Origin of the sequence: Dictyoglomus turgidum DSM 6724 (assembly GCF_000021645.1) — a bacterium.
GTDB classification, from domain to species: domain Bacteria; phylum Dictyoglomota; class Dictyoglomia; order Dictyoglomales; family Dictyoglomaceae; genus Dictyoglomus; species Dictyoglomus turgidum.
On sequence record NC_011661.1, the window covers coordinates 394,055 to 416,189 of the forward strand.

Sequence of the window (22,135 nt, forward strand, 5' to 3'; positions counted from 1 at the left end):
TTACCCCTTTAGTTTTCTCCCTTAACATCAATTATCACTTTAAAATATTGATCTTTATAATTTAAGATATCTTCAAATGCTTGAGGGACTTTATCAAAGGGATAAATATGGGTTATCAGAGCTTCATAGTTTACTTGATTTTTTCTTAGTAATTCAAGAGCAATAAGATAATCATCCTTTGTATACATTAAGGATCCTTTGAGATTCAATTCTCTATCCTGAATATATATAAGCTTAGCCATAGAGATCTCTTTTGGGACTCCCATAAGGATAATATCGGTTCCTTTTCTTGCGTATTCAATTGCTAGGTTTATGGTTTGATCTACTCCTACGCATTCAAATACCAAGTCAGGACCTTCTTGAGTAAAGAGGGAAAGATTTAAATTCTCTGGTTTTACAGTGATTATTCCAGGGCATAAATTTTTTGCAAGATTTAGCCTTTTGTCAAGGACATCAACAAGGACAATCTTTTTTGCAGAGGAGAGATATAAAAATATCGTAGTAAGAAGTCCAATAGGACCACTTCCTATTACAAGAACTTCATCTCCTGGTTTAAAACTTGATCTTCTTACTCCATGCACCGCAACCGCAAGAGGCTCGGTAAGTACTGCCCTTTTTAAGGGAACCTCATTTACTTTGTACACTTTATGGGAAGGTATTTTTATATATTTTTGAAATCCACCATTGGTCTTTGTACATCCTATAACATCTAGATTTTTGCATATATTATATCTTCCATGGGTACAGTTATAACATATTCCACAGGTTAAACTTGGCTCAATTACTACAACATCGTTTAAATCTACATTTCTCACATTTTCTCCTTTTTCAATTACTTTTCCTACAAATTCGTGTCCCAAAACTATTCCAGGTTTTACAAAGGGGTGTTCTCCTAAATAGGCATGAAGGTCAGATCCACAAATTCCTGCATAAATGACCTCAAGAAGAACATCATTCTCTTTTGGTTTTTCTAAGGGTGTTTCAATAAGTTCAAGCTTTTTTATATCTTTAAGAAGCCATCCCATATTTTTCATACCGTATCCCCCTAAAAATTATTTATTTAAGATTATTACAAAGGTTCCTTTTATTTCAAGAGGTATAATAAAATAGATTGTAGAAAGGGGAAAATTTATATGTTCATCGAAATCAAGGATCTTTCAAAAAGTTATCAGGTTGGTTTAACTAAGATTGATGCCCTCAAAAAGTTATCCATAGACTTTGAAAAGGGCAAGATGTATGTAATCCTTGGACCTTCTGGCTCTGGAAAAACCACTCTTCTTAACATTCTTGGTGGAATTGATAAACCCGACGAAGGAAAAGTTATAGTTGATGGGGAGGATATAACTAACTATAACGATAGGGAGCTAACTAATTATCGAAGGAGAAAACTTGGCTTCATTTTTCAGTTTTACAATCTTGTGAACTCTTTGACAGTCCTTGAAAATGTACTTTCCACTAAATACCTTTCAGAAAATGGTTTAGATCCTAAGGAAGTTCTTGAAGTTGTGGGAATGTGGGAGCATAGAGATAAATTTCCTTTTGAACTTTCGGGTGGTGAACAGCAAAGGGTAGCTATAGCAAGGGCAGTAGTGAAAAATCCATCTATAATACTTTGTGATGAGCCAACAGGTGCTCTTGATTTTGAAAATGCAAAGAGGGTACTAAAGCTTCTTGAGGATATTAATAAAAGGTATGGTACTACTATTATAATTGCAACTCATAATACTGCTATTGCAAAAATGTCCCATAAGATTATAAGGCTAAGAAGTGGAGAATTGGTGGAGTACCAAGACAATCCATCTCCAGCTCTTGCTGAGGAGGTGGTTTGGTAATGCTTAAGAAAATTCCTATGAGGATAATATGGAGGGATAAGTCTCACTTTTTGGGGATAATTTTTCTTGTTCTTTTTGCATCTTTTGGATATGCTATCTTTAGTATTCTCATAACAAACATTGATACTAATTATAAAAATTTTGTGGAGAAGTATAACCAGGAGAATTTTCACTTTACTACATTTTTCCCTATAGATATTTCCTCCTTAGAGAAAAAATATAATGTGCTTATTGAGGAAAAATTTACATGGGACTTTGAATATGGTGATAGATTAATAAGATTTTTTAATTTAACAGAAAAGGTAAATAAGCCTTTAATTCTTGAAGGAACTCTTCCTAAAATAGGGGAGATTGCTGTAGATCCTAATTTTGCCAAGGCAAATAAATTAAGGATAGGCGATGGGATAGAAATTAATGGCATTAAGTTTCGTATTTCAGGATATGTAGCTCTCCCCGATTATATTTATATAACAAAGAATGAGACTGATCTTCTTCCTGATCCTATGCATTTTGGGATTGGAATAATGAATTTTGAAGACATGAGAAAATTTTTAGAAAGTGTTGCCTATAGATATTATATGGTGAGGGGAACTATTTCCGATCTTTCCTCTTTTAAAAATGAGATAAATTCTAAATATAGGCTTATTTCCTTTGTGGAAAAGGATGAAAATTTCAGGATCATAGTTACTGAGATGAAGATGAAAAGTGCAAAACCTATGGCTTTTGTTATATCTGGTACTATTTTAGTAATATCCTCAATTCTCCTCTTTATTGTTCTAAGAAGGCTTATAAATTCTATGCATGCTGAGGTAGGTACTCTTTATGCTTTAGGATATAATAGTAGAGAGATTGTAGGTGTATATATTCTTTTTCCCATATACATTTGGTTGATGGGTGTTATCCCAGGAAGTATTATTGGTTATGCCCTTTCAGGTCCTTTTACAGATTTTTATGTCTCCTTTATAAGTGTGCCTATAGTAGAAAAGTTTATCCCTACAAAAGATCTTCTTATTGCCTTTTTTGTACCAGCTCTTTTTATGATTCCTTCTGGATATATAGCTATAAAGGATCTTCTTAAAAAGAGAGTGGTGGAGATAATAAGAGGAGAATCAGAAAAGGGATTTAAAACAAGATTTCGCATGGAATTTCTTGATAGGTTCTCTTTTAAGAGAAGAGTAATGTTAAAACAAGGACTTTTACATCCTTCAAGAGAGCTAGTTTTAATAATAGGGGTTGCTTTTGCTACCTTAATTATTCTATATGGAGTTGTTGCAAAATCTGCCCTCTCTTATCTTGTGGAAGATACCTTTCAGAATACTTATAAATACAGTTATATGTATCTTTTGAATTACTATGAAAAGGAAAATAAATATGATGCTGAGCCTTTTAATATGCTATCCTTTTATCTTAAAGGCACCAAATCAAAGGTTGTGATTTATGGTATTTTAAAAGATTCTCAGATGATATTATTGAAAGATGGCAAGGGAGACAAAATAAATTTAGAGGGACTTGTAATTTCTCAGTCTCTTGCAGATAAATTTGGTCTTAAGGTTGGAGATGTTTTGAATTTGGTTAATAATATTGATGGAAAAGAATATAGTTTAAAAGTTACAGGGATTGCTGATCTTTACGTGGGAAACAATGGATATATGAGTCTGGAAGAATTTAATGAAACTTTTGGTTTTGATAAGGGGTCTTTTATTGGACTTTATTCTTTTCACAAGCTTGATATTCCCAAAGAAGATCTCGTTACTTATATGAGTAAAGAGGATGCAATAAAGGCCTTTAAAGATTCTGCACAAAGTGTGGATCAAATGCTTCAAGTAATGTATCTCATATCCTTCTTCCTTGCTTTCACCATAATTTATGTCCTCGCTTCTTTAGTGATTACGGAAAATAGAAAACCTCTTGCTATTTTCAAAATCCTTGGGTTTAGAGATGGAGAGTTGAGCTCCATGTTTCTTGGTTTTAACAATTTCTCCTTTATAGTGGGCTTTCTTCTTGGAATTCCTCTTTATAATATGCTTATAAGTTATATTATAAAAGGAGTTCTTAAAGATGTAGATTTTTCTTTTAAGTTACAAGCTCAATTTAATGATATACTCTTTTCCTTTACTTATCTTTTTGTAGCCTTCTTATTTTCAAGATATTTAGGAAGAAGAAGAATTAACTCCATCTCCCCAGTGGTCATTTTAAAAGAGCAGTCAGAATAAAAATGGGCTCCCCAAAGGGGAGCCCTCAATTACATGGTAGTATAAGTTGGAGTATAGGTTTCTCCATATCTTTGTAATACTTTTATAAAAGCATTCATGTGATTTTGAGAGCCTTTAAGTAAATTTGTATAAACTCTGATTATATCAGGTTTATTGGTTCTCTTAATTGCCTCTTGTAGATCTTTTATATCAAGTTCTTCAATAAAAATTCCTACTTTTAGAGCCTCAACTGCTGATTTTTTGCCTCTTTCTACCAATGTGTTGTAAAGTTCTGTGAATTTAGTATTGGTAAATTTTCCAATTCTATCATCAACTACTGGGTCCTTTAATTTGTAGTAATTGATCAATGTCTTTACAGCATTCATATGGGCTTGCTCTGAGTTTGATATGTTATAGAAAATAGGGATTTTATGAATATTATATAAGGTTATATATACGTCCCTTGCTAATTTTTCCTCCTCCCTCATATGAAGTATGTCTTCAAGCTCTTGAGAACTGAGATTTTCTGCTGAGATTCCTAAGTTAGTAAATAGAATAAAGGAGAATAAGAGGATCAACGTTGCCTTTAAAAACTTTTTCATTTTTACTCACCTCCAGTTAAATTTGTTTTTACACTTAAATTATGATTATTGAACCTTAATATTCATTGAAAATAGCCTTAAATTTGGCTTAAAAAATTAAAAAATTTGCTTTTTATTGACTTTTTGAAATTCTTAAAATATAATTTAGGACAGAGGAAGGGTTAAAAATTTTATAAAATTATTAATCCTTTCCAATTTTTGGGGGAAGGACACTCTTTATGAGAAGGAAACTTTTCTTTTTGTTTTTTCTATTTATTCTCTTATGTATTTCAGGGATATTTTCTCAATGAATCTTCAGGAAACACTTTCTGTTCCAAGCCTTTCTCTTAACTCTAAATCGGTTTATACATTAAAGGATTTAGCTAGATCAGAGGAGGTCAAAAGGTATGTGGAAGTCTTTCTCAAGGATTGGGAAGAGTTGAAAGATTTAGAGTCCGGAGGAGTACCTGAGGATGAGATAAACAAGAAAAAACAAGAAATTCTTGAGGAAATACAAGAACTAAGAAGGATTGCTGAGAAGAATGGGGAAAGCGAAGAATTTTCGAATATTTTGAATAGTAGGGGATTATGAGATATTTTAATGTCTTAGGAATTTTCATATTTCTTTTATTAATGTTAGTTCTTCATACAGGGGAAGTGTATTCTTGGGGTGGAACTATCCATAGCGAAATTGTAAGAGATGCATATTACTATATGGAACGTTCATCTTATGCTACTTCTCAGCAAAAAAACTCGGCAGTCTGGAGGACAAATAATTGGGGTTTTCCATCGGATAGGCCTTGGGATATTATGGCAAGAGGGGCTGTAGAGTTTGATGAACTTACCAAACTCAGCCTGGCGACATTTGGATACCTGATTGGATAATTAATCTCTTTGCAGATGCTCACAGCTCTTATACGGCTTTTATGCATTTCTTAGATTTTCCTTCTCTTATGAATAACCTATCTCATGATTCTCATGGAAATAGAAGGAGCGGTATCCATAATAATATAGACGGCTATAACTATATAAGACACATTAAGTTTGTAAAAGGAGAAAAGGATGATGATTATTGGGTAGATTGGTGGATGGGAAACGATGATTTTTGTATGGTTCACTCAGGAGTACTTTTAGATATGTATGAAAGAGATGAAGGAGGAAGAGACAAGAATGGTAATCTTATATCCTCGGTAAATTACTCCTGTTATACTCGTTGGGATAAGGATCATCATAACATAATTTATGCTCCAATAGATAATTTGAGTGGTTACTGGTTTAAGCAAAATCAAGATTGGTGGTCACATCCCTACTGGGGACCCTATTACCTTGGTTATGCTCTTCATGCTGTTGGTGATGCCTCAGAAATGCACCATGTCTTTAATACTCTAGGCTGGGGACATTCAGAATTTGAGAGTTGGGCAAGTTATTGGTATCAATTTAGAGGGGAAAAAGAATATATGAGTAGATCTCGATGGTTTGATATGAGAAAAGTTAGAGATGCTCTTAATACGGTTTTTGCTCAGGATGGTATTCCCCCATACAGAAGGGATGTTAAGTGGCTTATAGAAAGGCTTGCAAGAGAAGTTTATAATTACTCTATAAGAAATTGGAGCACTCTCTGGGGTAGAGAGCCCTCAAAAACTACTTTTTATAAGCCCTTTGAATTATATGATGGAAATTTATCCAAAAGCTGTAGCATGCGCTGTTGCTATTATGGAAAGAGCTTATTATCTACGTGTTGTTTCTCCAACTCAAATTCAAGTTCCTGTAATGGTAATTGTTAAAAAATTCCGATTGATTGATGTATATGCAAAATTTGTAGTAAGTGATGGAATTAGGACAGTTCATACTCGGATTCCTTCCTCAGGAGATTGGGGTATGGATGAGGGGGATATAAGGGATAATATTAATGTGGTTATTTTTGATACACCAAGAATAGGGAATTATTTGAGTATTAATGTGAGGGTTTATGATGCAGATGCGGGAGATGATGATTTAATTGGAGTTGGAAGTTTGTATTTAACAAGTTCTCAAAATTGGGGTAAGGGACGAGTATTGAGTATAATATGTAATGGGGGAGGTCCAGGAGAAGGTGAAATGGAGGTTGTAGTGGAAATTAGATAAAGAGATTGCTATAATCTTAATGACTTTGGAGGTCTGCTTTTGTTGGGCAGACCTCTTTTTTATGATATACTTATTAAAATTCTTATCTTTGGAGGTGAAGGGGCTTGAAGAAGTGTGTTTTTTTAATTGTAGTTATTTTGTTATCATTTTCTATCACCTATGCTGGTAATTTTGGAGTCGGGGTAGTGGTAGGTGAGCCTACAGGGCTTTCTTTTAGGCTTTGGCAAAACAAAACTCAGGCTTTTGATTTTGGGGTAGCTTGGAGTTTAAATGCTAATGTTCTTCATCTTTTTGCTGATGTAGTTACCCACAATTATGGGGTATTTAGACCTACATCAGGTTCTATGCCCTTTTATTATGGAGTAGGAGTAAGAGTTCTTTCTGCTGAAAGCACAAATTTTGGAATTAGAATTCCTCTTGGAATTGTATACATTCCTAAGGGTACGAATTTGGACTTCTTCTTTGAACTTGTTCCAACCCTTGAGTTAGTCCCCCAAACTACCCTTGATGTAGATGGATCCTTTGGATTTAGGTATTATTTCTAAAATATTAAGATGCCACAGGCGAAGCTAATGTGTTAAGTTGAGCGCCTGTGGCGTTTATTCCTCCTTTATTACTTTTAATTTGATACTTCCAACCTCAATTCTCTTAACTTTAGTTATTTCTTTTAAAGGTGTAAAAATGAGTAAATGTCTTTTTTCCAAATTTACATCTTGGATTATTCCAAGCTCTAATAAGTTTTCTTTTTCTCCAATAAGTCCTACGAGCCTTCCTCTATAATTTTCTTTTTGAAAATCTACATATTTATCAATGGAATGGACCAAGTAAAGAGGAAATATTAAATTTTTAGCATTTTGAAAATAGAATTCATATCTTTTTTCTCTAAACTCTCTTCTTTCTTCAAGTGATCTTTCTCTTGCAAAGACACTTTTGGGTATCTTATAAACATATTTTGAAAATCTTCCTATAATTTTTAACAGGGAATCAAGTTCAGTATTACTTTGAATGGCTACTATGTGGTCGGGATTTATCACAAAAGTCTTGTAATACTTTAGTATCTTTCCTAATCTCCCTTTTACCAAGCCACAAGTGTTGATAATTACTATCTCTGCTACTTCTTTAGCTTCGTCAAGAAGTCTTCTTACTCCCGTAATTACTTGTAAAAATTTTCCCACAGGGGTTATCTCTCCAATAAAATACCAGTTTTTTATGGATAAATTTTCAAAAGATGGGAGTTCATTTTCTATAACACTTAAAGATATGGTTCCTGGAACGCCAATATCTGCTTGTCCTAAGTCAGAGTTAATAATAGCAACCTTTGAATTGTTTTTTACCCCATAGTTTGCAAGGAATTTTACAAAAGTACTTTTTCCAGAATTGGGTAGCCCTATTACAATAACAACTCCCTTTTTAAGCAGAATCGCATCTGCAGTTTCCTGCCATAAAGGAGGTATATCTATCATTTCTGTTTAAAATTCAGTTATCTTAGGGACGTTTTCATAAAGGGATTCTAAGTCATAGAATTCTCTTGCTCTTGGTGAGAAGATGTGTACTATCAAATCATAGTAGTCAAGTAAAGTCCATCCTGTACCTTCTCTTCCCTCAATGCCTCTTGGAGTGAAGCCTAACTTCTCCATTTCCTCTTCCACGCTTCTTTGAATTGCCTTTCTTTGGGTGTTAGTAAGTCCTGTACATATTACAAGGTAATCAGTAAGTCCTGGTATTTGTGATACGTCAATTATTATTACATTTTCGGCTTTCTTCTCTAAAACGATGCGAGCAATTCTTAAGGCTTTCTCTTTACTCTCCAAGAAATTCATCACCCCTCCTTTACATTATTAATTTTAAAATATTGATCTAAAATCTCTTTTAATCTAATCTCATCAGGAATCACATAACTTATACCATTTATATTTTCAGGAGTTCCTGGCATTACAAAGGTATGAATATCTTCTTCAGTAATGTCCATGAATTTAGAGGCTATAACCATAGCTTCCATAAGAGATGCATTGGTCTCAAATATGGATCCTGCTAAGGATATATATTGAGGCAGATTTATTAGGTTTATTTTTTCCTTCATCTGTTTAAAAAGTGCCATTAAAAATTTCTGTTGTCTTTCAACTCTTCCCAAATCTCCCATAGGGTCGTGCCTAAACCTTACATATCCAAGAGCCTCTTTACCATTTAAGTGGTGTACTCCTGGAGTAAGATCTACAAAGAATTTATCAGTACTATCTCTGTAATACATTCTCCTTTCTACTTCTATATCTATTCCTCCAATAGCATCAATGAATTTTTCAAATTGTTGGAAATTGGTCTTTACATAATAGTGAATAGGAATATTTAAGAGGTTCTCAAGGGTCCTTAAGGAGAGTTCTACTCCTCCATAGGCATAAGCATGATTTATCTTTGTAAATCCATGATTAGGAATATAGGCTCTTGTATCTCTCGGAATAGAGAGAATATTTACTTTTTTATTTTTAAAATCTAAAGAAGCAATAATAATGGTATCGCTCCTTCCTGGATCATTCTTTCTTTCATCAACTCCAAGAATAGCAATATTTATCCTTTCTACCTTATTAAAGGCAACATCTAATAATTCTACTTTATCTAGTACAGAAGAATTTCGGGAGGGATTGTAATTGTAGCTATTTTGGATGTAGTAGTATCCTCCAACTCCAACCGCAACAATTACTATGAGAAGTACTAAAACTCCTATTATGAGTATTTTTAACCACCTCTTCATTTTTTGTTTTTTCCTCCTAAGTTTTTATTTGTTTCTCTCATATAATATTTTATCTTCTTTTATTAATAAATAAAGAGACCCCCTTTTGGGGGTCTCTTTTTTATCCTAAGTTTAGATTAGGTTTATTTTCATGGCTTAACCACGGTTTCTTCTTTCACGTGGTCTTTCTTCCCTTGGTTTTGCCTCATTGACAATTATTCTTCTTCCTTTGACCTCTGTGTTATTAAGGGCAGAGATCATTTTCTCAGCCTCTTTTTCATCTACTTCTACAAAGCCAAATCCTTTAGATCTTCCTGTATTTCTATCAGATATGATTCTTGCAGAATATACAGTACCATGGCTTGCAAAAATATTTTTTAACTCTTCTTCTGTGGTTGACCAAGGTAAATTACCTACATACAAAGTCTTGCTCATCTTTTCACCTCATGGAAATTTTTAGAATTTCTGGGGAAGCTTTTTGGGGAGCATTCCGGAACCCTTGAGATAGGAAAATTAAGGATACTTTCGGTACACTTCACCTCTCTTTCTGGATAAATAAAAATACTTGAGAACTCTTTTAGGGGATTCCCGAGGAGTCTCAAGTATTCTTTTGACAAACCCAAATTCTCTTTTAAAAACTTAAACATAACCCAAAATAATCCTTTAGTGAGGTTATCATATCATAAAAAGTCGTGATTGTAAATATGTAAACTTAGAATTTAGCGCTTGATAGGAGTATTATGGAAAATCTGCTAAAGGGCTTAGGTGAATTTTAGGGAGATATGGCTTAAAGGTTTCAGGGTGAATAGAGAGATATTTTGGAAGTGATACATTGGAGCATGAAACTCCTAAACCTTTGGATTTAGAATCCGCAAAATTGTGCTTAGAGAAATTAAGAAGTTAAGGTAAGTATATGCTCTTTTGTATTGCCTAAATCAATGGTTTTCTCCTTCGCTTTTATGACATATGGATTTGCTACTTAATTTTTTGCCCTTTCATTACTTGAAAGTATTGCAGAAATTTTTATGATATAATCTACCTCAAGAAGGAGAAAATCTATAGTCTTTTGGAGGTTTTTATGTCTTTACCTTCTTTAAAAATCTCTCAGAACGGAAGATTTTTAATAACAGAGGATGGTAACCCCTTCTTTTACTTAGGGGATACCGCCTGGGAGTTATTCCATAGGTTAACTTTGGAAGAAGCGGAGTTGTATTTAACGGTAAGAAGTAGCCAAGGTTTCAACGTAGTTCAGGCAGTAATACTCGCAGAACTTGACGGGCTTCATACTCCTAATGCTAATGGTCATGTACCTCTTATTGGAGACGATCCTGCAAGACCTAATGAGTACTATTTTAGGCATGTGGACAGCGTTATAAAACTTGCTGAGGAAAAAGGAATTTATATGGGGATTCTTCCTACCTGGGGTGATAAAGTTCATAGTGGACTTTGGGGTGTAGGTCCTGTGATTTTTGATAAAAGTAATGCTTATATATACGGTAAATTTCTTGGAGAACGATATAGAGATTTTACTAATATAATATGGATTTTAGGTGGAGACCGCCCCGGTGAGGGTTATGAAGAGGTTTGGACGTCTATGGCAAGAGGAATCTATGATGGTTTGGGAAGAAAGCCTATTATCACTTATCATCCTTCAGGAGGACAAAGCTCTTCTCAATGGTTTCATAATGCAGAATGGTTAAGTTTTAATATGTGTCAATCAGGACACTGCCTTATAGATACTCCCAATTGGGATATGATAAGAAGTGATTACAATAAAACTCCTATAAAACCTGTTATTGATGGAGAACCTAATTATGAGGGGCATCCTATAGATCCTTATTTACGCAAATGGAAACCAGAATATGGGAGATTTACAGATTATGAGGTAAGGAAACAGGCATATAGAGCAGTATTTTCAGGAGCTTGTGGACATACATATGGACACCATTCAGTATGGCAAATGTATGATGAAAGATACAAACCAATGACATTTGCGAATGTCTATTGGTATGAAGCCATATATGCTCCAGGGGCAAAACAAATGATACATTTGAAAAATCTTCTTCTTTCCTTACCTTACTTTACTAGAATTCCTGCTCAAGATATGCTAACTGAAATAACACCTCCCCCTCCTCCAAAGGATATAGATGACAGATTGAATAATAGGAGAGCAAGTTATCCTGTTGCTACTTGCGATAAAGAAGGAAGTTATGCTTTGATATATTTCCCTTTGGCAAATCAGACCCTCAATATTGATACAAGTTCTCTTTCAGGCCATATAATAAAGGCAAGCTGGTTTGACCCGAGATCAGGTGAGCGACATTATATTGGGGAGTTTGCTAAGGGAACTTTGAGATTTACTTCTCCTTTGGGAGGCCCGGATTGGATACTGGTATTAGAGGCTTAAAATAAGGTGAAGAAATCGGTGCAAAGGTGAAAATAGGTGGATTATTATTAGGATAGAAGCATTATGATTAGGAAGATCTTGCTACCTTAGTATACTGTAGATAGAGAAAATGCTACTTTTCTCTATGGTTATGAAGTTTTTTATATTAGACCGTATTGAAGAGTGATTTCTCCTAAAGAAGGAAAATGTAAAGTATGTGGTAAAGAGTCAATTTTGATATCCTCCTTCTTAGGGGTGTGTAGGGATTGTATTTTGAATAGATTTGATGAAGCTTTACCGATTATTGAATCTGCCCATAAAAGAGCACGAACCTATTTTGACCTCTCTTATCCTGCTTATTCTCAGAAACCTTATTGCGATATATGTATTCATAAATGTGCTCTTGATTCTGAGAAGAGCTTTTGTGGACTTATAGAAAATAGTATTAGATGGGCTGGAAGCTCTGAGAAGGGGTTGTTAGAATGGTATTATGATCCCCTTCCTACAAATTGTGTGGCAACTTTTATCTGCCCTGAAAAAGAGCATTATGGTTATAAAAATTTAGCCATTTTCTATGCGAGCTGTAACTTTAATTGTCTTTTTTGCCAGAATTGGCACTTTCATGATTATTTAAAAAGAAGATCTCCTATTTATTCTGTAGAAGACTTAATAGGGAAAATAGATGATAAAACTTCTTGTATATGTTTTTTTGGAGGAGACCCTACTACTCAAATTGCTCATGCTTTAGCTTTAGCTAAAAAGGTTAAAAATAGGGTAAGGATATGTTGGGAGACTAATGGTTCTATGAACCTTAAGATTTTGAAAGAAATGTTTTATATTTCTGTAGAAAGTGAAGGAATAATAAAATTTGATTTAAAGGCCTTTGATGAAAGGATTCATATTGCATTAACGGGGGTCTCTAATAAGAATACTCTTGAGAATTTTAGATGGGTAGGAGAGAAGAGTAAGGAGATTAAAGATAGGGTGGTGGTGGTTGCTAGTACTTTGCTTATTCCCGGTTACGTGAATGAGGAAGAAGTGGAAAAGATTGTAGATTTTATTGTAAATATTAATCCTAACATTCCTTATTCTCTCCTTGGTTTTGCTCCTAATTTTTTCTTTGATAATCTTCCTACTACCTCAAAGGCTCATGCTGAAAGAAGCTTTAAACTTGCAAGGGAAAAAGGATTGAAATATGTAAATATTGGGAATAGATTTCTTCTTTCCCATTATTATTAGGCTAATCTTCTTGAAAATCTGAACTATAGTATGCTGATGTTCTCTGCGGGAAAATCCACAACCTCAACTACTAAATTTGATACAGCTAAAAGGCTTTTTTGAAAGACTATGACAATTTTCTCTTATGGGAAGACAGGTTCAAGTTAGGTTTTCAGGATATGAAGGTTTACTGTTATTTTGAAAATCGTAATACATGGGTAAAGATTCAAAATGAAAAGGGAAGAATAGGTTGATAGTGTTACAAATTTGTTTTTAATTTTTTTAAGGACTGCTACAATTTCCTTTCCCTTTACATTTGATATAATTAACTCTAAGATTTTTGCTAAAAGGGAGGAGCTATTATATGAAGATAGCTAATCTGAAATCAGGAGAGAGATTTTTTATAGGTCTCCTTTTTGAGGATAAGATTTTAAATCTTACCAAGGCTATTTTAATGTATTCTTCTATTTATGAAAAAAATTTAAGGTATGTGGAAAAAATTGATGATATTCTTTATATGGATAATCTTCAAGAGTATTTAAATAAGGTTCAGGATTTTATCTTTGAGCATAATCTTATATATAGTTTAACCGAAGAAAAATATAAATTTCTTCCCCCCATAATAAAGCCTCAAAAGATTCTTGCTCTTGGAAGAAATTATGTAGAACATGCCAAAGAGTTAGGGCATAAAGTACCTAGGGAGCCAGTGTTTTTCAGTAAGTCTCCTTCCTCCCTTATAGCCCATGAAGAGGAAATTGTTTATCCTAATTTTCTAACAAGAGTAGATCCTGAAGTTGAACTTGGAGTAATTATCAAAAAGAGAGGAAAATATATTAAAGAAGAGAATGCAATGGATTATGTTCTTGGCTATACTGTAGTGAACGATGTAACGGCAAGAGATATGCAGGCTGAAGATTTTTCCAATACCAATCCATGGTTTAGGTCAAAGAGTTTTGATACCTTCTGTCCTGTAGGTCCCTATTTAGTTTTGAAGGAAGGCATTAAGGATCCTCATAATTTAAATATAGAGCTTAGGGTAAACGGAGAAATGAGACAAAAGGATAATACTAAAAATATGATCTTCAAAATACCCCAAATAATTTCTTACATTTCTAAGCATTTAACTCTTCAGGCGGGAGATATTATTGCTACTGGCACTCCTTCTGGGATTTCTCCTATCTATCCGGGAGATACTGTAGAATGTATCGTAGAAAAAGTTGGTGTCTTGAGAAATGAAGTAGTTAATGAAGATCTATGAGGCACTTATCAGTTCGTCAAGCTTTTTGAGAACTTCTTCTACATGGCCATCCAGCTTTACATTTTTCCATTCGTGAAGAATTTCACCTTCCGGTGAGATAATAAAGGTATTTCTTAGGGTACCCTCAGTTTCCTTTCCGTACATCCTTTTCTTTCCCCAGGCTCCATACTCTTTTATTACTTTGGCATCTTTGTCAGAAAGAAGGATTATTTCTAAATTATATTTTTCTGCAAATTTTTTGTGACTTTCTACTGTATCCTTACTTATACCAATTACTACTGAATTTCTCTTTTTGAATTCATCGATTTTTTCAGAAAAACTTACTGCTTCTTTGGTACATCCTGAGGTCATATCTTTGGGGTAAAAATATAAAACTACCCATTTTCCTTTATAATCAGAAAGAGAAACTTCCTTCCCATTTTGATCAGGGAGAGTAAAATCAGGAGCTTTTTTACTCATTATTAAATATCCCTCCTATATATTTTCTTCGGCTTCCTTAACTAACTCTCTCATAAGATCTTTTACCTTTACTATCTTATCAACCCTATAGGCATTAGCTCCTGCAAAGGCAAAACCATATTTGAAATTTCCCTTTTTAGCGTTAAGAAGAGCTATGGCAATACAATAAGGAGAGTTTTGATAATCACAGGTTCTTATACAGTGGAATGGACACTTGTAGGGCTTTTTCTCTCCTCTTTCTACTGCTTCAAGGAACTCGTTTTTTATAGCCCTTCCAGGAAGTCCTACAGGACTGTCTATAATCACTATGTCTTCTTTTTTGCATTTTAAATAGGCTTCTTTAAATTTTTCGTCTGCATCGCATTCATAAGTAGCTACAAATCTTGTTGCCATTTGAACTCCTTTTGCTCCTAATTTTAGGAATTTTGCAATGTCTTTTCCGTCGTATATTCCTCCTGCTGCTATGACTGGTATCTCTTTATTATATTTTTCTTCTATAATTTTTGCCTCATCCAACACTTCTTTAAGTCTATTTTCAAGGGTGATCTCTGGATTTTGTAATTCTTCTCGTTTAAATCCAAGATGTCCCCCTGCTAAGGGACCTTCTACTACAAAGGCATCGGGCACATAGTTATATTTGTTAATCCAATTTTTTGCTATAATCCTTGCCGCTCTTCCTGAGGAAACTATAGGGATAAGTTTTGTTTTATGTACTTTTTTAAGGTATTTAGGAAGATCTAAAGGTAGTCCTGCTCCTGAAAAGATTATGTCAATTTTTTCTTCCAATGCAGTCTTTACCATATCTGCAAAATTAGAAAGTGCAACCAAAATATTTACTCCTATAATTCCTTTTGTTTTTTCTTTTGCTTTTCTGATCTCTTTTCTTAGAGCTCTAATATTCGCTTCTATGAAGTTTTCAAAAAAGTCTTCCTCTTCCATTCCTATGCCTGCTGTTCCTATCACCCCGATTCCTCCTTCTTCTGCTACTGCAGAGGCAAGACCAGAAAGGGATATCCCAACAGCCATTCCTCCTTGTACTATGGGAACTGATGCTACTAAATCTCCAATTTTTAAACTTGGTAATTTCATCTTAAGACTCCTTTTTAATTAAAATTACATACCCATTATGTTATATCCAGCATCCACGTAGATTACCTCACCTGTAATTCCTGAAGAAAGATTACTCAAAAGAAATACTGCTGTATCTCCTACTTCTCTATGCTCAATATTTCTCCTTAGTGGGGCTCTTTCTTTATGGTATTCTAACATGTCGGTAAATCTTGCTATACCTCTTGCTGCTAAAGTGCTTAAAGGACCAGCAGAAATAGCATTAACTCTTATATTTTCTCCACCAAGATCATAAGCAAGGTATCTTACTGAGGCCTCCAATGCTGCCTTTGCAACTCCCATTACATTGTAATTAGGTATGACTTTTTCAGAGCCATAATAGGTGAGGGTAATTATGCTAGAATTTGTATTTAAAATAGGCTTAAAAATTCTACTCATGGCAACAAAGGAGTAAACACTAACCTCCATAGCAGTAAGAAAAGCTTCTCTTGATGTTTCTATATAGGGGTTTTTAAGGGCATCAGAAGGTGCAAAGGCAATGGAATGAACAAATCCATCTATCTTACCCACATTATTTTCTATCTCTTTAGCTACTTTTTCAATGTTTTCGTCCTTTGAAACATCACATTCCACAATTAGAGGTTTAGGATTTAAATCAGCTATGAGTTCTTCTACATTTTCCTTAAGCCGCTCATTTTGATAGCCAATTATTACTTCTCCTCCGAACTTCATTATGGATTGGGCAATAGCCCAAGCAATACTCTTTTTATTAGCCACATTAAAAACAGCTATTTTCTTCCCTTGAAGAAGCATAAAGCGACACTCCTTTCCTTTCAGTTTTTAAAATTATACCATGTAAAGAGTTAATGAAAGAGGTAAAAATTAATCCTCTACAGGGGCTATTATTACCTCTACACCTCGTTTTTTTAACTCCTCTATATATTGAGGAGACACTTTTTCATCTACTATTATCTTACTCATCGCATTTGTTGGAGCAACAAAAGCAAAACACTCTTTTCCAAATTTACTATGATCACTAACTCCTATTATTTCTCTTCCCATTTCTATAATTAGCTTTTTAATTTGAGCTTCAGCTATACTTGCTGTGTACATTCCTTTAGAGGGAATGATCCCTGATATTCCTAAAAATACTTTGTCTACTCTAAATTCCCTTAAAACCCTTTCTGCAATAGGACCGACAAGAGCTACAGTTTCCTTTCTTAGTAGACCTCCTGTTAGAATGACTTCTACTCCTCTTGCACTTAAGAGCTCTCTTGCTACTTCTATAGAGTTTGTAACTACTGTAACATCGTGCTTGTGTTTAATATTTTTAGCAATTTGTAAAGTAGTACTTCCTGTCTCAATAAATACACTTTCTCCATCGTTTATTAATTCTGCAGCTATTTTCCCTATAGCTTGTTTTTCTTTGAGATTTTGACGCTTCTTAGTTATATATAAAGGTTCAAAGGAAAAACTATGAGGTAGAACTGCACCACCATGAGTCCTTTTAAGAAGGCCTTCTTTTTCCAAGATCTCCAAATCTCTTCTAATGGTTGCTCCTGTAACGTTAAAAATCCTTACTAAGTCAGAAACCTTAATTCCTCTTTCTTTCTCTAATAATTCTAATATTTTTGTTCTTCTTTCTTCTGGCAACATTTTTTACCTTTATTAAATCATTTTTTGTTGAAAAATAATAACATAGGATTTGGAGTTTTGTCAAAAGAGGAAAGGGGAGAAATTAAGTCTGGGTTATATAAGATTTTACTTTTATCTTTTTCATTTTTATTTATTTTTTCTTTCAAACCTGTTTACTATTTTTGATTTTTATAGTATAATGTTATCGTTAACATAAAAATAAAATTTTATAGGGGGATTTAATATTGGTTACCATAAAAGACGTAGCTAAAAGAGCAGGAGTTTCAGTAATGACTGTATCCCGAGTTATCAATGGAAGTAAGAATGTAAAGGAGAGTACTCGGGAGAAGGTTTTGAAAGCAATTGAAGAATTGGGTTATGTTCCTAATTCTGTGGCGAGGAGCCTTATTTTAAAGAAAACCTTAACTATAGGTCTTGTAATCTCAGATATAACAAACCCATTTTTTACAACTATTGCAAGAGGTGTAGAAGATACTGCAATTTCTAAACATTTTACTGTTATTCTTTGTAATACTGATGAGAATCCAGAAAAGGAAATGATGTATGCAGAGGTTTTGGCTAAGAGTAAAGTTGATGGTGTTATTTATGCTTCTGCTTCAGGAAAAAAAACTCCCCTAAAATCTTTATTTTTAAAAAATATCCCCATTGTTTTAATTGATAGAACCATAGAGGGCGTAAATGACTTGGACATTGTAAGAGGAGACAGTGTTTTAGGAGCTTATCTTCTTACTAAGCATTTAATTGACTTGGGACATAGAAGAATTGGAATTATTGTAGGAAGTCATTTTATCTCAACAGCAAGAGACAGAGTAGAAGGATATAAAAAGGCTTTAAATGAGGCAAATATACCAATAGATGAGTCATTAATTAAGATTAATAAAAATTCTAAGTTTTCTAAAGACGATGGTTATAGGTTAACTAAGGAACTTTTAGATTTGGAAAATCCTCCTACTGCTATTTTTGGGGGAAATAATCTTATGGCTGTTGGAGCTCTTCTTGCCATAAGAGAGAGAGGATTAGAGATACCTGATGATATTTCTCTTGTATCTTTTGATGATATTGAAAGTTTATCGGAAGTTTACCCCTTTTTAACTGTTGTTAAACAACCTGCTTATACTATGGGAGTTATTGCCACAGAGCTTTTAATAAGAAGAATAGAGGACAAAGATAGGATTAAGGAGAAGAGAGAGATACTTCTTACTCCTGAATTAATTATAAGGAAATCAACCGCTCCACCCAAAAGAAAAATATAGATATAGAGGGGAGGAATTTGTAATGAGTAGAATTTTTCCTATGAGAATTGGGGAGAAAAGGTTTATTGAGGATTATCCTAAGGTGGGAATACGTCCAACCATTGATGGTAGATATGGTGGAGTAAGAGAATCATTAGAAGAGCAAACCATGAATTTAGCAAAAGCTGTGGCTGAATTTATTGAAAACAACGTTTATTTACCTAATGGAGAGAGAGTTAAGTGTGTAATTCCTCAAAGGTGTATTGGGGGAGTAGCTGAAGCAAGAATGGCAGATGAGCTATTTAGAAAAGAAGGGGTAGGAGTTTCTATTACTGTTACGCCCTGCTGGTGTTATGGTGCAGAAACTATGGATATGAGCTTGGATATACCAAAGGCAGTCTGGGGTTTTAATGGGACTGAGAGACCTGGAGCTGTATATTTAGCAGCTGTTTCTGCTGCACATAATCAAAAGGGACTGCCTATATTTAAGATCTATGGAAAAGATGTACAAGATAAAGACGATTACAATATACCGTTAGATGTGAAAGAAAAGATTTTGAAATTTGTTAAAAGCGCCCTCGCAGTAGCAGTTATGAAGAATAAATCTTATCTTTCCATTGGGAGTGTTTCTATGGGAATTGCAGGGTCTATTGTAGATCCAGACTTCTTTGAAGATTATTTAGGAATGAGAGTTGAGTATGTAGATATGACTGAAATTATCAGAAGAATAGAGAGAAAAATTTACGATGAAGAAGAATTTAAGAGGGCAATGGAATGGGTGAGAAAGTATTGTAAGGAGGGAGAAGATCCAAATCCTCCTGATAAGAGGGTTGATGAAAAGAAGAAACAGGAGGTTTGGGAATTTGTAGTTAAAATGACTCTAATTATAAGAGATTTAATGGTGGGAAATAAAAAATTAGAAGAATTGGGTTATCCTGAGGAAAGCTTAGGGCATAATGCGATAGTTGCAGGTTTTCAAGGACAACGTCAATGGACAGATCACTTTCCTAATGGCGATTTTACAGAGGCAATTTTAAATACTTCCTTTGATTGGAATGGGTTAAGACAACCATATATATTGGCTACAGAAAATGATAGCCTCAATGGGGTAGTTATGCTTTTTGGGCATTTGTTAACAAATACTGCTCAGATCTTTGCTGATGTAAGAACTTACTGGAGTCCTGAAGCAATTTATAGAGTTACAGGTTGGAAACCAGAGGGATTAGCTCAAAACGGAGTAATTCATCTGATAAATTCAGGACCTGCAGCCCTTGATGGAACAGGTCAACAGGAAATTGAAGGTAAACCAGCAATAAAACCATTCTGGGAGATAAGTGATGAGGAGGTTATAAAGTGTTTGGATGCAACCAAATTCTGCTATGCCAATTTAGGCTACTTTAGGGGTGGAGGATTCTCTACTAAGTTCGTTACAAGAGGGGAAATGCCTGTAACTATAAGTAGATTAAATATAGTTAAGGGGCTTGGTCCTGTGTTACAGATTGCTGAGGGATATACAGTAGAACTCCCTCCTCATGTTCATGAAGTTCTTGATAAAAGGACAGATCCTACTTGGCCTACCACTTGGTTTGTTCCTAAATTAACAGGGAAAGGTGCTTTTAAGAGTGTCTATTCTGTAATGGAGAATTGGGGGGCTAATCATTGTGCTATAACTTATGGACATGTAGGAGATTTGTTTATTACCCTTGCTTCCATTTTAAGAATCCCAGTGAATATGCATAATGTGGAAGAAGAAAGAATTTTTAGGCCCAGTGCCTGGTCCATGTTTGGTACCGAAGAGTTAGAAAGTGCAGATTTTAGAGCTTGTATGAATTTTGGCCCTTTGTATAAGAAAGTAGCAAAATAAAAGGAAGGGGTGTGAAACTATAAGTACTGAAACCTTAGTTTTAATGGAGAATATAAACAAAAGCTTCCCTGGGGTTCAGGCTTTAAAAGATGCCTATTTTGAGCTTAATAAGGGAGAAGTGCACGCATTGGTTGGAGAGAATGGAGCAGGAAAATCTACTCTAATGAAGATTTTAGTAGGAGCTTATAGAAAAGATTCGGGAAGGATTATTTACAAAGGAAAAGAAGTAGACATTCCTAATCCTCGTGTTGCTCAAGAAATGGGAATAAGCATGGTGTTTCAGGAATTAAATTTAATGCCACATTTAACCGTAGCACAAAATATATTTATAGGAAGAGAACCTAAGAGGAAAAATCTACCTATATTCTTAGATGATGACGAGATAAACAAGAGGACAAAAGAGCTTCTTAATATGCTTCATTTAAAAGTAGAACCTAATGTTAAAGTCTCTAATTTAAGTGTAGGCAAACAACAAATGGTAGAAATTGCAAAGGCACTATCTTTTAATTCAGAAGTTATTATCTTTGATGAGCCTACTGCTGCATTGAGTGAGGCAGAAACCGAGGAACTCTTTAGTGTAATAAGAAAGCTTAAAAGTCAAGGAATAGGAATAATATATATTTCTCATAGATTAGAAGAATTGAGAGAAATAGCTGACAGAGTGACAGTTATGAGAGATGGACAATACATAGGTACTGATTATATGAAGAATCTAACCATAGAAAAGATCATAAGCATGATGGTGGGGAGAGAGATATATGAAACTTTACGGGAGAAGGAAGTAGAAGAAAATGCAGAAGTGGTATTAGAAGTAAGAAATCTTAAAAGAAGTAAGGTTTTTAGAGATATTAGTTTTAGTTTGAGAAAAGGAGAAATTTTAGGATTTGCTGGCTTGATAGGAGCAGGAAGAACAGAGGTTGCGAGGGCTATATTTGGAGCAGATCCTGTGGATTCTGGTGAAGTTTATGTGAAAGGTAAAAAAGTGCATATAAGGAATCCATGGGATGCTATCAGTCATGGAATTGCATACCTTTCCGAAGATAGAAAAAGATATGGATTAATGCCTGATCTTGATGTTAAATCTAACATTATTTTACCTTCAATGAAAGATTTTTTAAAAGCCTTAGGTTTTGTAGACGATAAGAAGGCTGAAAAGGTGAGTAATGAATATATACAAAGATTGAGAATAAGAACTCCATCGGTTAGACAAAAAGTTAAAAATCTTTCTGGTGGAAATCAACAGAAGGTAGTAGTAGCAAAATGGTTACTTAGGAACTGCGATATTCTTATTTTTGACGAACCTACCAGAGGGATAGATGTGGGGGCAAAGAATGAAATATATAAATTGTTGAATGAATTAATAGCCGAAGGTAAGTCAATAATTATGATATCTTCAGAGCTTCCTGAAATTTTGAGAATGAGTCATAGAATTGTGGTGATGTGTGAGGGAAGGATTACAGGGATACTGGATGCTGATGAGGCAACGGAAGAAAAAATCCTGAAGTATGCTACTATGTACGAGGATTAAAAGGAGGTTTAA

Annotated in this window: 23 protein-coding genes; 13 read left to right on the top strand and 10 right to left on the bottom strand. The window is 34.3% G+C overall.

Features of this window, described 5'->3' with window-relative positions; translation table 11 throughout:
- Positions 1-8: 8 nt before the first annotated feature.
- Positions 9-1,034 (bottom strand): zinc-dependent alcohol dehydrogenase, encoded by a 1,026-nt coding sequence (locus DTUR_RS01975; RefSeq protein WP_012582778.1) that lies wholly within the window; start codon positions 1,032-1,034, stop codon positions 9-11.
- A gap of 99 nt (positions 1,035-1,133) precedes the next feature.
- On the opposite strand from DTUR_RS01975, the gene DTUR_RS01980 reads away from it, so the two are divergent.
- Both DTUR_RS01980 and DTUR_RS01985 read left to right on the top strand, forming a co-directional pair.
- Positions 1,134-1,832 (top strand): ABC transporter ATP-binding protein, encoded by a 699-nt coding sequence (locus tag DTUR_RS01980; protein ID WP_012582779.1) that lies wholly within the window; start codon positions 1,134-1,136, stop codon positions 1,830-1,832.
- Positions 1,832-4,045, top strand: coding sequence for an ABC transporter permease (locus DTUR_RS01985; protein WP_012582780.1), 2,214 nt, complete (start codon positions 1,832-1,834; stop codon positions 4,043-4,045). The genes DTUR_RS01980 and DTUR_RS01985 overlap by 1 nt, the downstream gene beginning before the upstream one ends.
- Positions 4,046-4,074: 29 nt before the next feature.
- On the opposite strand, the gene DTUR_RS01990 is transcribed toward DTUR_RS01985, so the two are convergent.
- Positions 4,075-4,626 carry a DUF2202 domain-containing protein gene (locus DTUR_RS01990; RefSeq protein ID WP_012582781.1) on the bottom strand — a complete coding sequence of 184 codons (552 nt, stop codon included), beginning with the start codon at positions 4,624-4,626 and terminating at the stop codon, positions 4,075-4,077.
- A gap of 286 nt (positions 4,627-4,912) precedes the next feature.
- On the opposite strand from DTUR_RS01990, the gene DTUR_RS01995 reads away from it, so the two are divergent.
- From DTUR_RS01995 to DTUR_RS02015, 5 genes are all read left to right on the top strand, one after another.
- Positions 4,913-5,197, top strand: coding sequence for a hypothetical protein (locus DTUR_RS01995; RefSeq protein ID WP_012582782.1), 285 nt, complete (start codon positions 4,913-4,915; stop codon positions 5,195-5,197).
- On the top strand, positions 5,194-5,490 hold the full coding sequence (locus tag DTUR_RS02000; protein ID WP_012582783.1) for a hypothetical protein: 297 nt from the start codon (positions 5,194-5,196) through the stop codon (positions 5,488-5,490). The genes DTUR_RS01995 and DTUR_RS02000 overlap by 4 nt, the downstream gene beginning before the upstream one ends.
- Positions 5,491-5,558: 68 nt before the next feature.
- Entirely contained in the window at positions 5,559-6,389 is an 831-nt protein-coding gene (locus tag DTUR_RS02005; RefSeq protein WP_164930978.1) for a phospholipase C/P1 nuclease family protein, read from the top strand.
- Complete coding sequence (locus DTUR_RS02010; RefSeq protein ID WP_012582785.1) at positions 6,376-6,729, top strand: hypothetical protein; 354 nt, start codon at positions 6,376-6,378, stop codon at positions 6,727-6,729. The genes DTUR_RS02005 and DTUR_RS02010 overlap by 14 nt, the downstream gene beginning before the upstream one ends.
- A 104-nt stretch (positions 6,730-6,833) precedes the next feature.
- The gene (locus DTUR_RS02015; protein ID WP_012582786.1) at positions 6,834-7,274 is read left to right on the top strand and encodes a hypothetical protein; all 441 of its coding nucleotides are present in this window, start codon (positions 6,834-6,836) and stop codon (positions 7,272-7,274) included.
- Positions 7,275-7,328: 54 nt separating this feature from the next.
- On the opposite strand, the gene DTUR_RS02020 is transcribed toward DTUR_RS02015, so the two are convergent.
- The 4 genes from DTUR_RS02020 to DTUR_RS02035 form a co-directional block, all read right to left on the bottom strand.
- Positions 7,329-8,192 (bottom strand): Clp1/GlmU family protein, encoded by an 864-nt coding sequence (locus tag DTUR_RS02020; RefSeq protein WP_012582787.1) that lies wholly within the window; start codon positions 8,190-8,192, stop codon positions 7,329-7,331.
- 6 nt (positions 8,193-8,198) lie between these two features.
- Positions 8,199-8,549 (bottom strand): ribosome silencing factor, encoded by a 351-nt coding sequence (rsfS, locus tag DTUR_RS02025; RefSeq protein WP_012582788.1) that lies wholly within the window; start codon positions 8,547-8,549, stop codon positions 8,199-8,201.
- A complete protein-coding gene (locus DTUR_RS02030) occupies positions 8,549-9,475 on the bottom strand; it encodes an LCP family protein (protein ID WP_012582789.1) in 927 nt (308 codons plus the stop codon). Before DTUR_RS02030 ends, rsfS begins: the two co-directional genes overlap by 1 nt.
- A 135-nt stretch (positions 9,476-9,610) precedes the next feature.
- Complete coding sequence (locus DTUR_RS02035; protein WP_012582790.1) at positions 9,611-9,889, bottom strand: RNA recognition motif domain-containing protein; 279 nt, start codon at positions 9,887-9,889, stop codon at positions 9,611-9,613.
- Between the two features lie 643 nt (positions 9,890-10,532).
- On the opposite strand from DTUR_RS02035, the gene DTUR_RS02040 reads away from it, so the two are divergent.
- The 3 genes from DTUR_RS02040 (at position 10,533) to DTUR_RS02050 (ending at position 14,316) form a co-directional block, all read left to right on the top strand.
- Positions 10,533-11,861: a glycoside hydrolase family 140 protein gene (locus DTUR_RS02040; RefSeq protein ID WP_012582791.1), complete on the top strand. Its 1,329-nt coding sequence runs from the start codon at positions 10,533-10,535 to the stop codon at positions 11,859-11,861.
- A gap of 252 nt (positions 11,862-12,113) precedes the next feature.
- Positions 12,114-13,079 (top strand): radical SAM protein, encoded by a 966-nt coding sequence (locus tag DTUR_RS02045; protein ID WP_242603730.1) that lies wholly within the window; start codon positions 12,114-12,116, stop codon positions 13,077-13,079.
- Between the two features lie 343 nt (positions 13,080-13,422).
- Entirely contained in the window at positions 13,423-14,316 is an 894-nt protein-coding gene (locus DTUR_RS02050; RefSeq protein WP_012582793.1) for a fumarylacetoacetate hydrolase family protein, read from the top strand.
- Here DTUR_RS02050 and bcp read toward each other — a convergent pair.
- The 4 genes from bcp to DTUR_RS02070 all read right to left on the bottom strand — a co-directional run bounded on the left by bcp (position 14,311) and on the right by DTUR_RS02070 (position 17,499).
- A complete protein-coding gene (bcp, locus tag DTUR_RS02055; protein ID WP_012582794.1) occupies positions 14,311-14,775 on the bottom strand; it encodes a thioredoxin-dependent thiol peroxidase in 465 nt (154 codons plus the stop codon). The genes DTUR_RS02050 and bcp overlap by 6 nt on opposite strands.
- Before the next feature lie 15 nt (positions 14,776-14,790).
- Positions 14,791-15,864, bottom strand: coding sequence for an NAD(P)H-dependent flavin oxidoreductase (locus DTUR_RS02060; RefSeq protein WP_012582795.1), 1,074 nt, complete (start codon positions 15,862-15,864; stop codon positions 14,791-14,793).
- Between the two features lie 24 nt (positions 15,865-15,888).
- Positions 15,889-16,656: an enoyl-ACP reductase FabI gene (locus DTUR_RS02065; RefSeq protein WP_012582796.1), complete on the bottom strand. Its 768-nt coding sequence runs from the start codon at positions 16,654-16,656 to the stop codon at positions 15,889-15,891.
- Positions 16,657-16,725: 69 nt separating this feature from the next.
- On the bottom strand, positions 16,726-17,499 hold the full coding sequence (locus DTUR_RS02070) for a DeoR/GlpR family DNA-binding transcription regulator (RefSeq protein ID WP_012582797.1): 774 nt from the start codon (positions 17,497-17,499) through the stop codon (positions 16,726-16,728).
- A 224-nt stretch (positions 17,500-17,723) separates the two neighbouring features.
- Between DTUR_RS02070 and DTUR_RS02075 the strand changes: the two genes are divergently transcribed.
- The 3 genes from DTUR_RS02075 to DTUR_RS02085 are packed head-to-tail and all read left to right on the top strand — an operon-like array spanning position 17,724 to position 22,123.
- On the top strand, positions 17,724-18,752 hold the full coding sequence (locus DTUR_RS02075) for a LacI family DNA-binding transcriptional regulator (protein ID WP_012582798.1): 1,029 nt from the start codon (positions 17,724-17,726) through the stop codon (positions 18,750-18,752).
- Positions 18,753-18,774: 22 nt separating this feature from the next.
- Entirely contained in the window at positions 18,775-20,595 is a 1,821-nt protein-coding gene (locus DTUR_RS02080) for an L-fucose isomerase (RefSeq protein WP_012582799.1), read from the top strand.
- Positions 20,596-20,638: 43 nt separating this feature from the next.
- Complete coding sequence (locus DTUR_RS02085) at positions 20,639-22,123, top strand: sugar ABC transporter ATP-binding protein (RefSeq protein ID WP_012582800.1); 1,485 nt, start codon at positions 20,639-20,641, stop codon at positions 22,121-22,123.
- Positions 22,124-22,135 lie beyond the last annotated feature (12 nt).

Excerpts from the sequence above, each read along its gene's own strand:
- DTUR_RS01975 (WP_012582778.1), bottom strand. The coding sequence starts at position 1,034 with ATGAAAAATATGGGATGGCTTCTTAAAGATATAAAAAAGCTTGAACTT.
- DTUR_RS01980 (WP_012582779.1), top strand. The coding sequence starts at position 1,134 with ATGTTCATCGAAATCAAGGATCTTTCAAAAAGTTATCAGGTTGGTTTA.
- DTUR_RS01985 (WP_012582780.1), top strand. The coding sequence starts at position 1,832 with ATGCTTAAGAAAATTCCTATGAGGATAATATGGAGGGATAAGTCTCAC.
- DTUR_RS01990 (WP_012582781.1), bottom strand. The coding sequence starts at position 4,626 with ATGAAAAAGTTTTTAAAGGCAACGTTGATCCTCTTATTCTCCTTTATT.
- DTUR_RS01995 (WP_012582782.1), top strand. The coding sequence starts at position 4,913 with ATGAATCTTCAGGAAACACTTTCTGTTCCAAGCCTTTCTCTTAACTCT.
- DTUR_RS02000 (WP_012582783.1), top strand. The coding sequence starts at position 5,194 with ATGAGATATTTTAATGTCTTAGGAATTTTCATATTTCTTTTATTAATG.
- DTUR_RS02005 (WP_164930978.1), top strand. The coding sequence starts at position 5,559 with ATGAATAACCTATCTCATGATTCTCATGGAAATAGAAGGAGCGGTATC.
- DTUR_RS02010 (WP_012582785.1), top strand. The coding sequence starts at position 6,376 with ATGGTAATTGTTAAAAAATTCCGATTGATTGATGTATATGCAAAATTT.
- DTUR_RS02020 (WP_012582787.1), bottom strand. The coding sequence starts at position 8,192 with ATGATAGATATACCTCCTTTATGGCAGGAAACTGCAGATGCGATTCTG.
- rsfS (WP_012582788.1), bottom strand. The coding sequence starts at position 8,549 with ATGAATTTCTTGGAGAGTAAAGAGAAAGCCTTAAGAATTGCTCGCATC.
- DTUR_RS02030 (WP_012582789.1), bottom strand. The coding sequence starts at position 9,475 with ATGAAGAGGTGGTTAAAAATACTCATAATAGGAGTTTTAGTACTTCTC.
- DTUR_RS02035 (WP_012582790.1), bottom strand. The coding sequence starts at position 9,889 with ATGAGCAAGACTTTGTATGTAGGTAATTTACCTTGGTCAACCACAGAA.
- DTUR_RS02040 (WP_012582791.1), top strand. The coding sequence starts at position 10,533 with ATGTCTTTACCTTCTTTAAAAATCTCTCAGAACGGAAGATTTTTAATA.
- DTUR_RS02050 (WP_012582793.1), top strand. The coding sequence starts at position 13,423 with ATGAAGATAGCTAATCTGAAATCAGGAGAGAGATTTTTTATAGGTCTC.
- bcp (WP_012582794.1), bottom strand. The coding sequence starts at position 14,775 with ATGAGTAAAAAAGCTCCTGATTTTACTCTCCCTGATCAAAATGGGAAG.
- DTUR_RS02060 (WP_012582795.1), bottom strand. The coding sequence starts at position 15,864 with ATGAAATTACCAAGTTTAAAAATTGGAGATTTAGTAGCATCAGTTCCC.
- DTUR_RS02065 (WP_012582796.1), bottom strand. The coding sequence starts at position 16,656 with ATGCTTCTTCAAGGGAAGAAAATAGCTGTTTTTAATGTGGCTAATAAA.
- DTUR_RS02070 (WP_012582797.1), bottom strand. The coding sequence starts at position 17,499 with ATGTTGCCAGAAGAAAGAAGAACAAAAATATTAGAATTATTAGAGAAA.
- DTUR_RS02080 (WP_012582799.1), top strand. The coding sequence starts at position 18,775 with ATGAGTAGAATTTTTCCTATGAGAATTGGGGAGAAAAGGTTTATTGAG.
- DTUR_RS02085 (WP_012582800.1), top strand. The coding sequence starts at position 20,639 with ATGGAGAATATAAACAAAAGCTTCCCTGGGGTTCAGGCTTTAAAAGAT.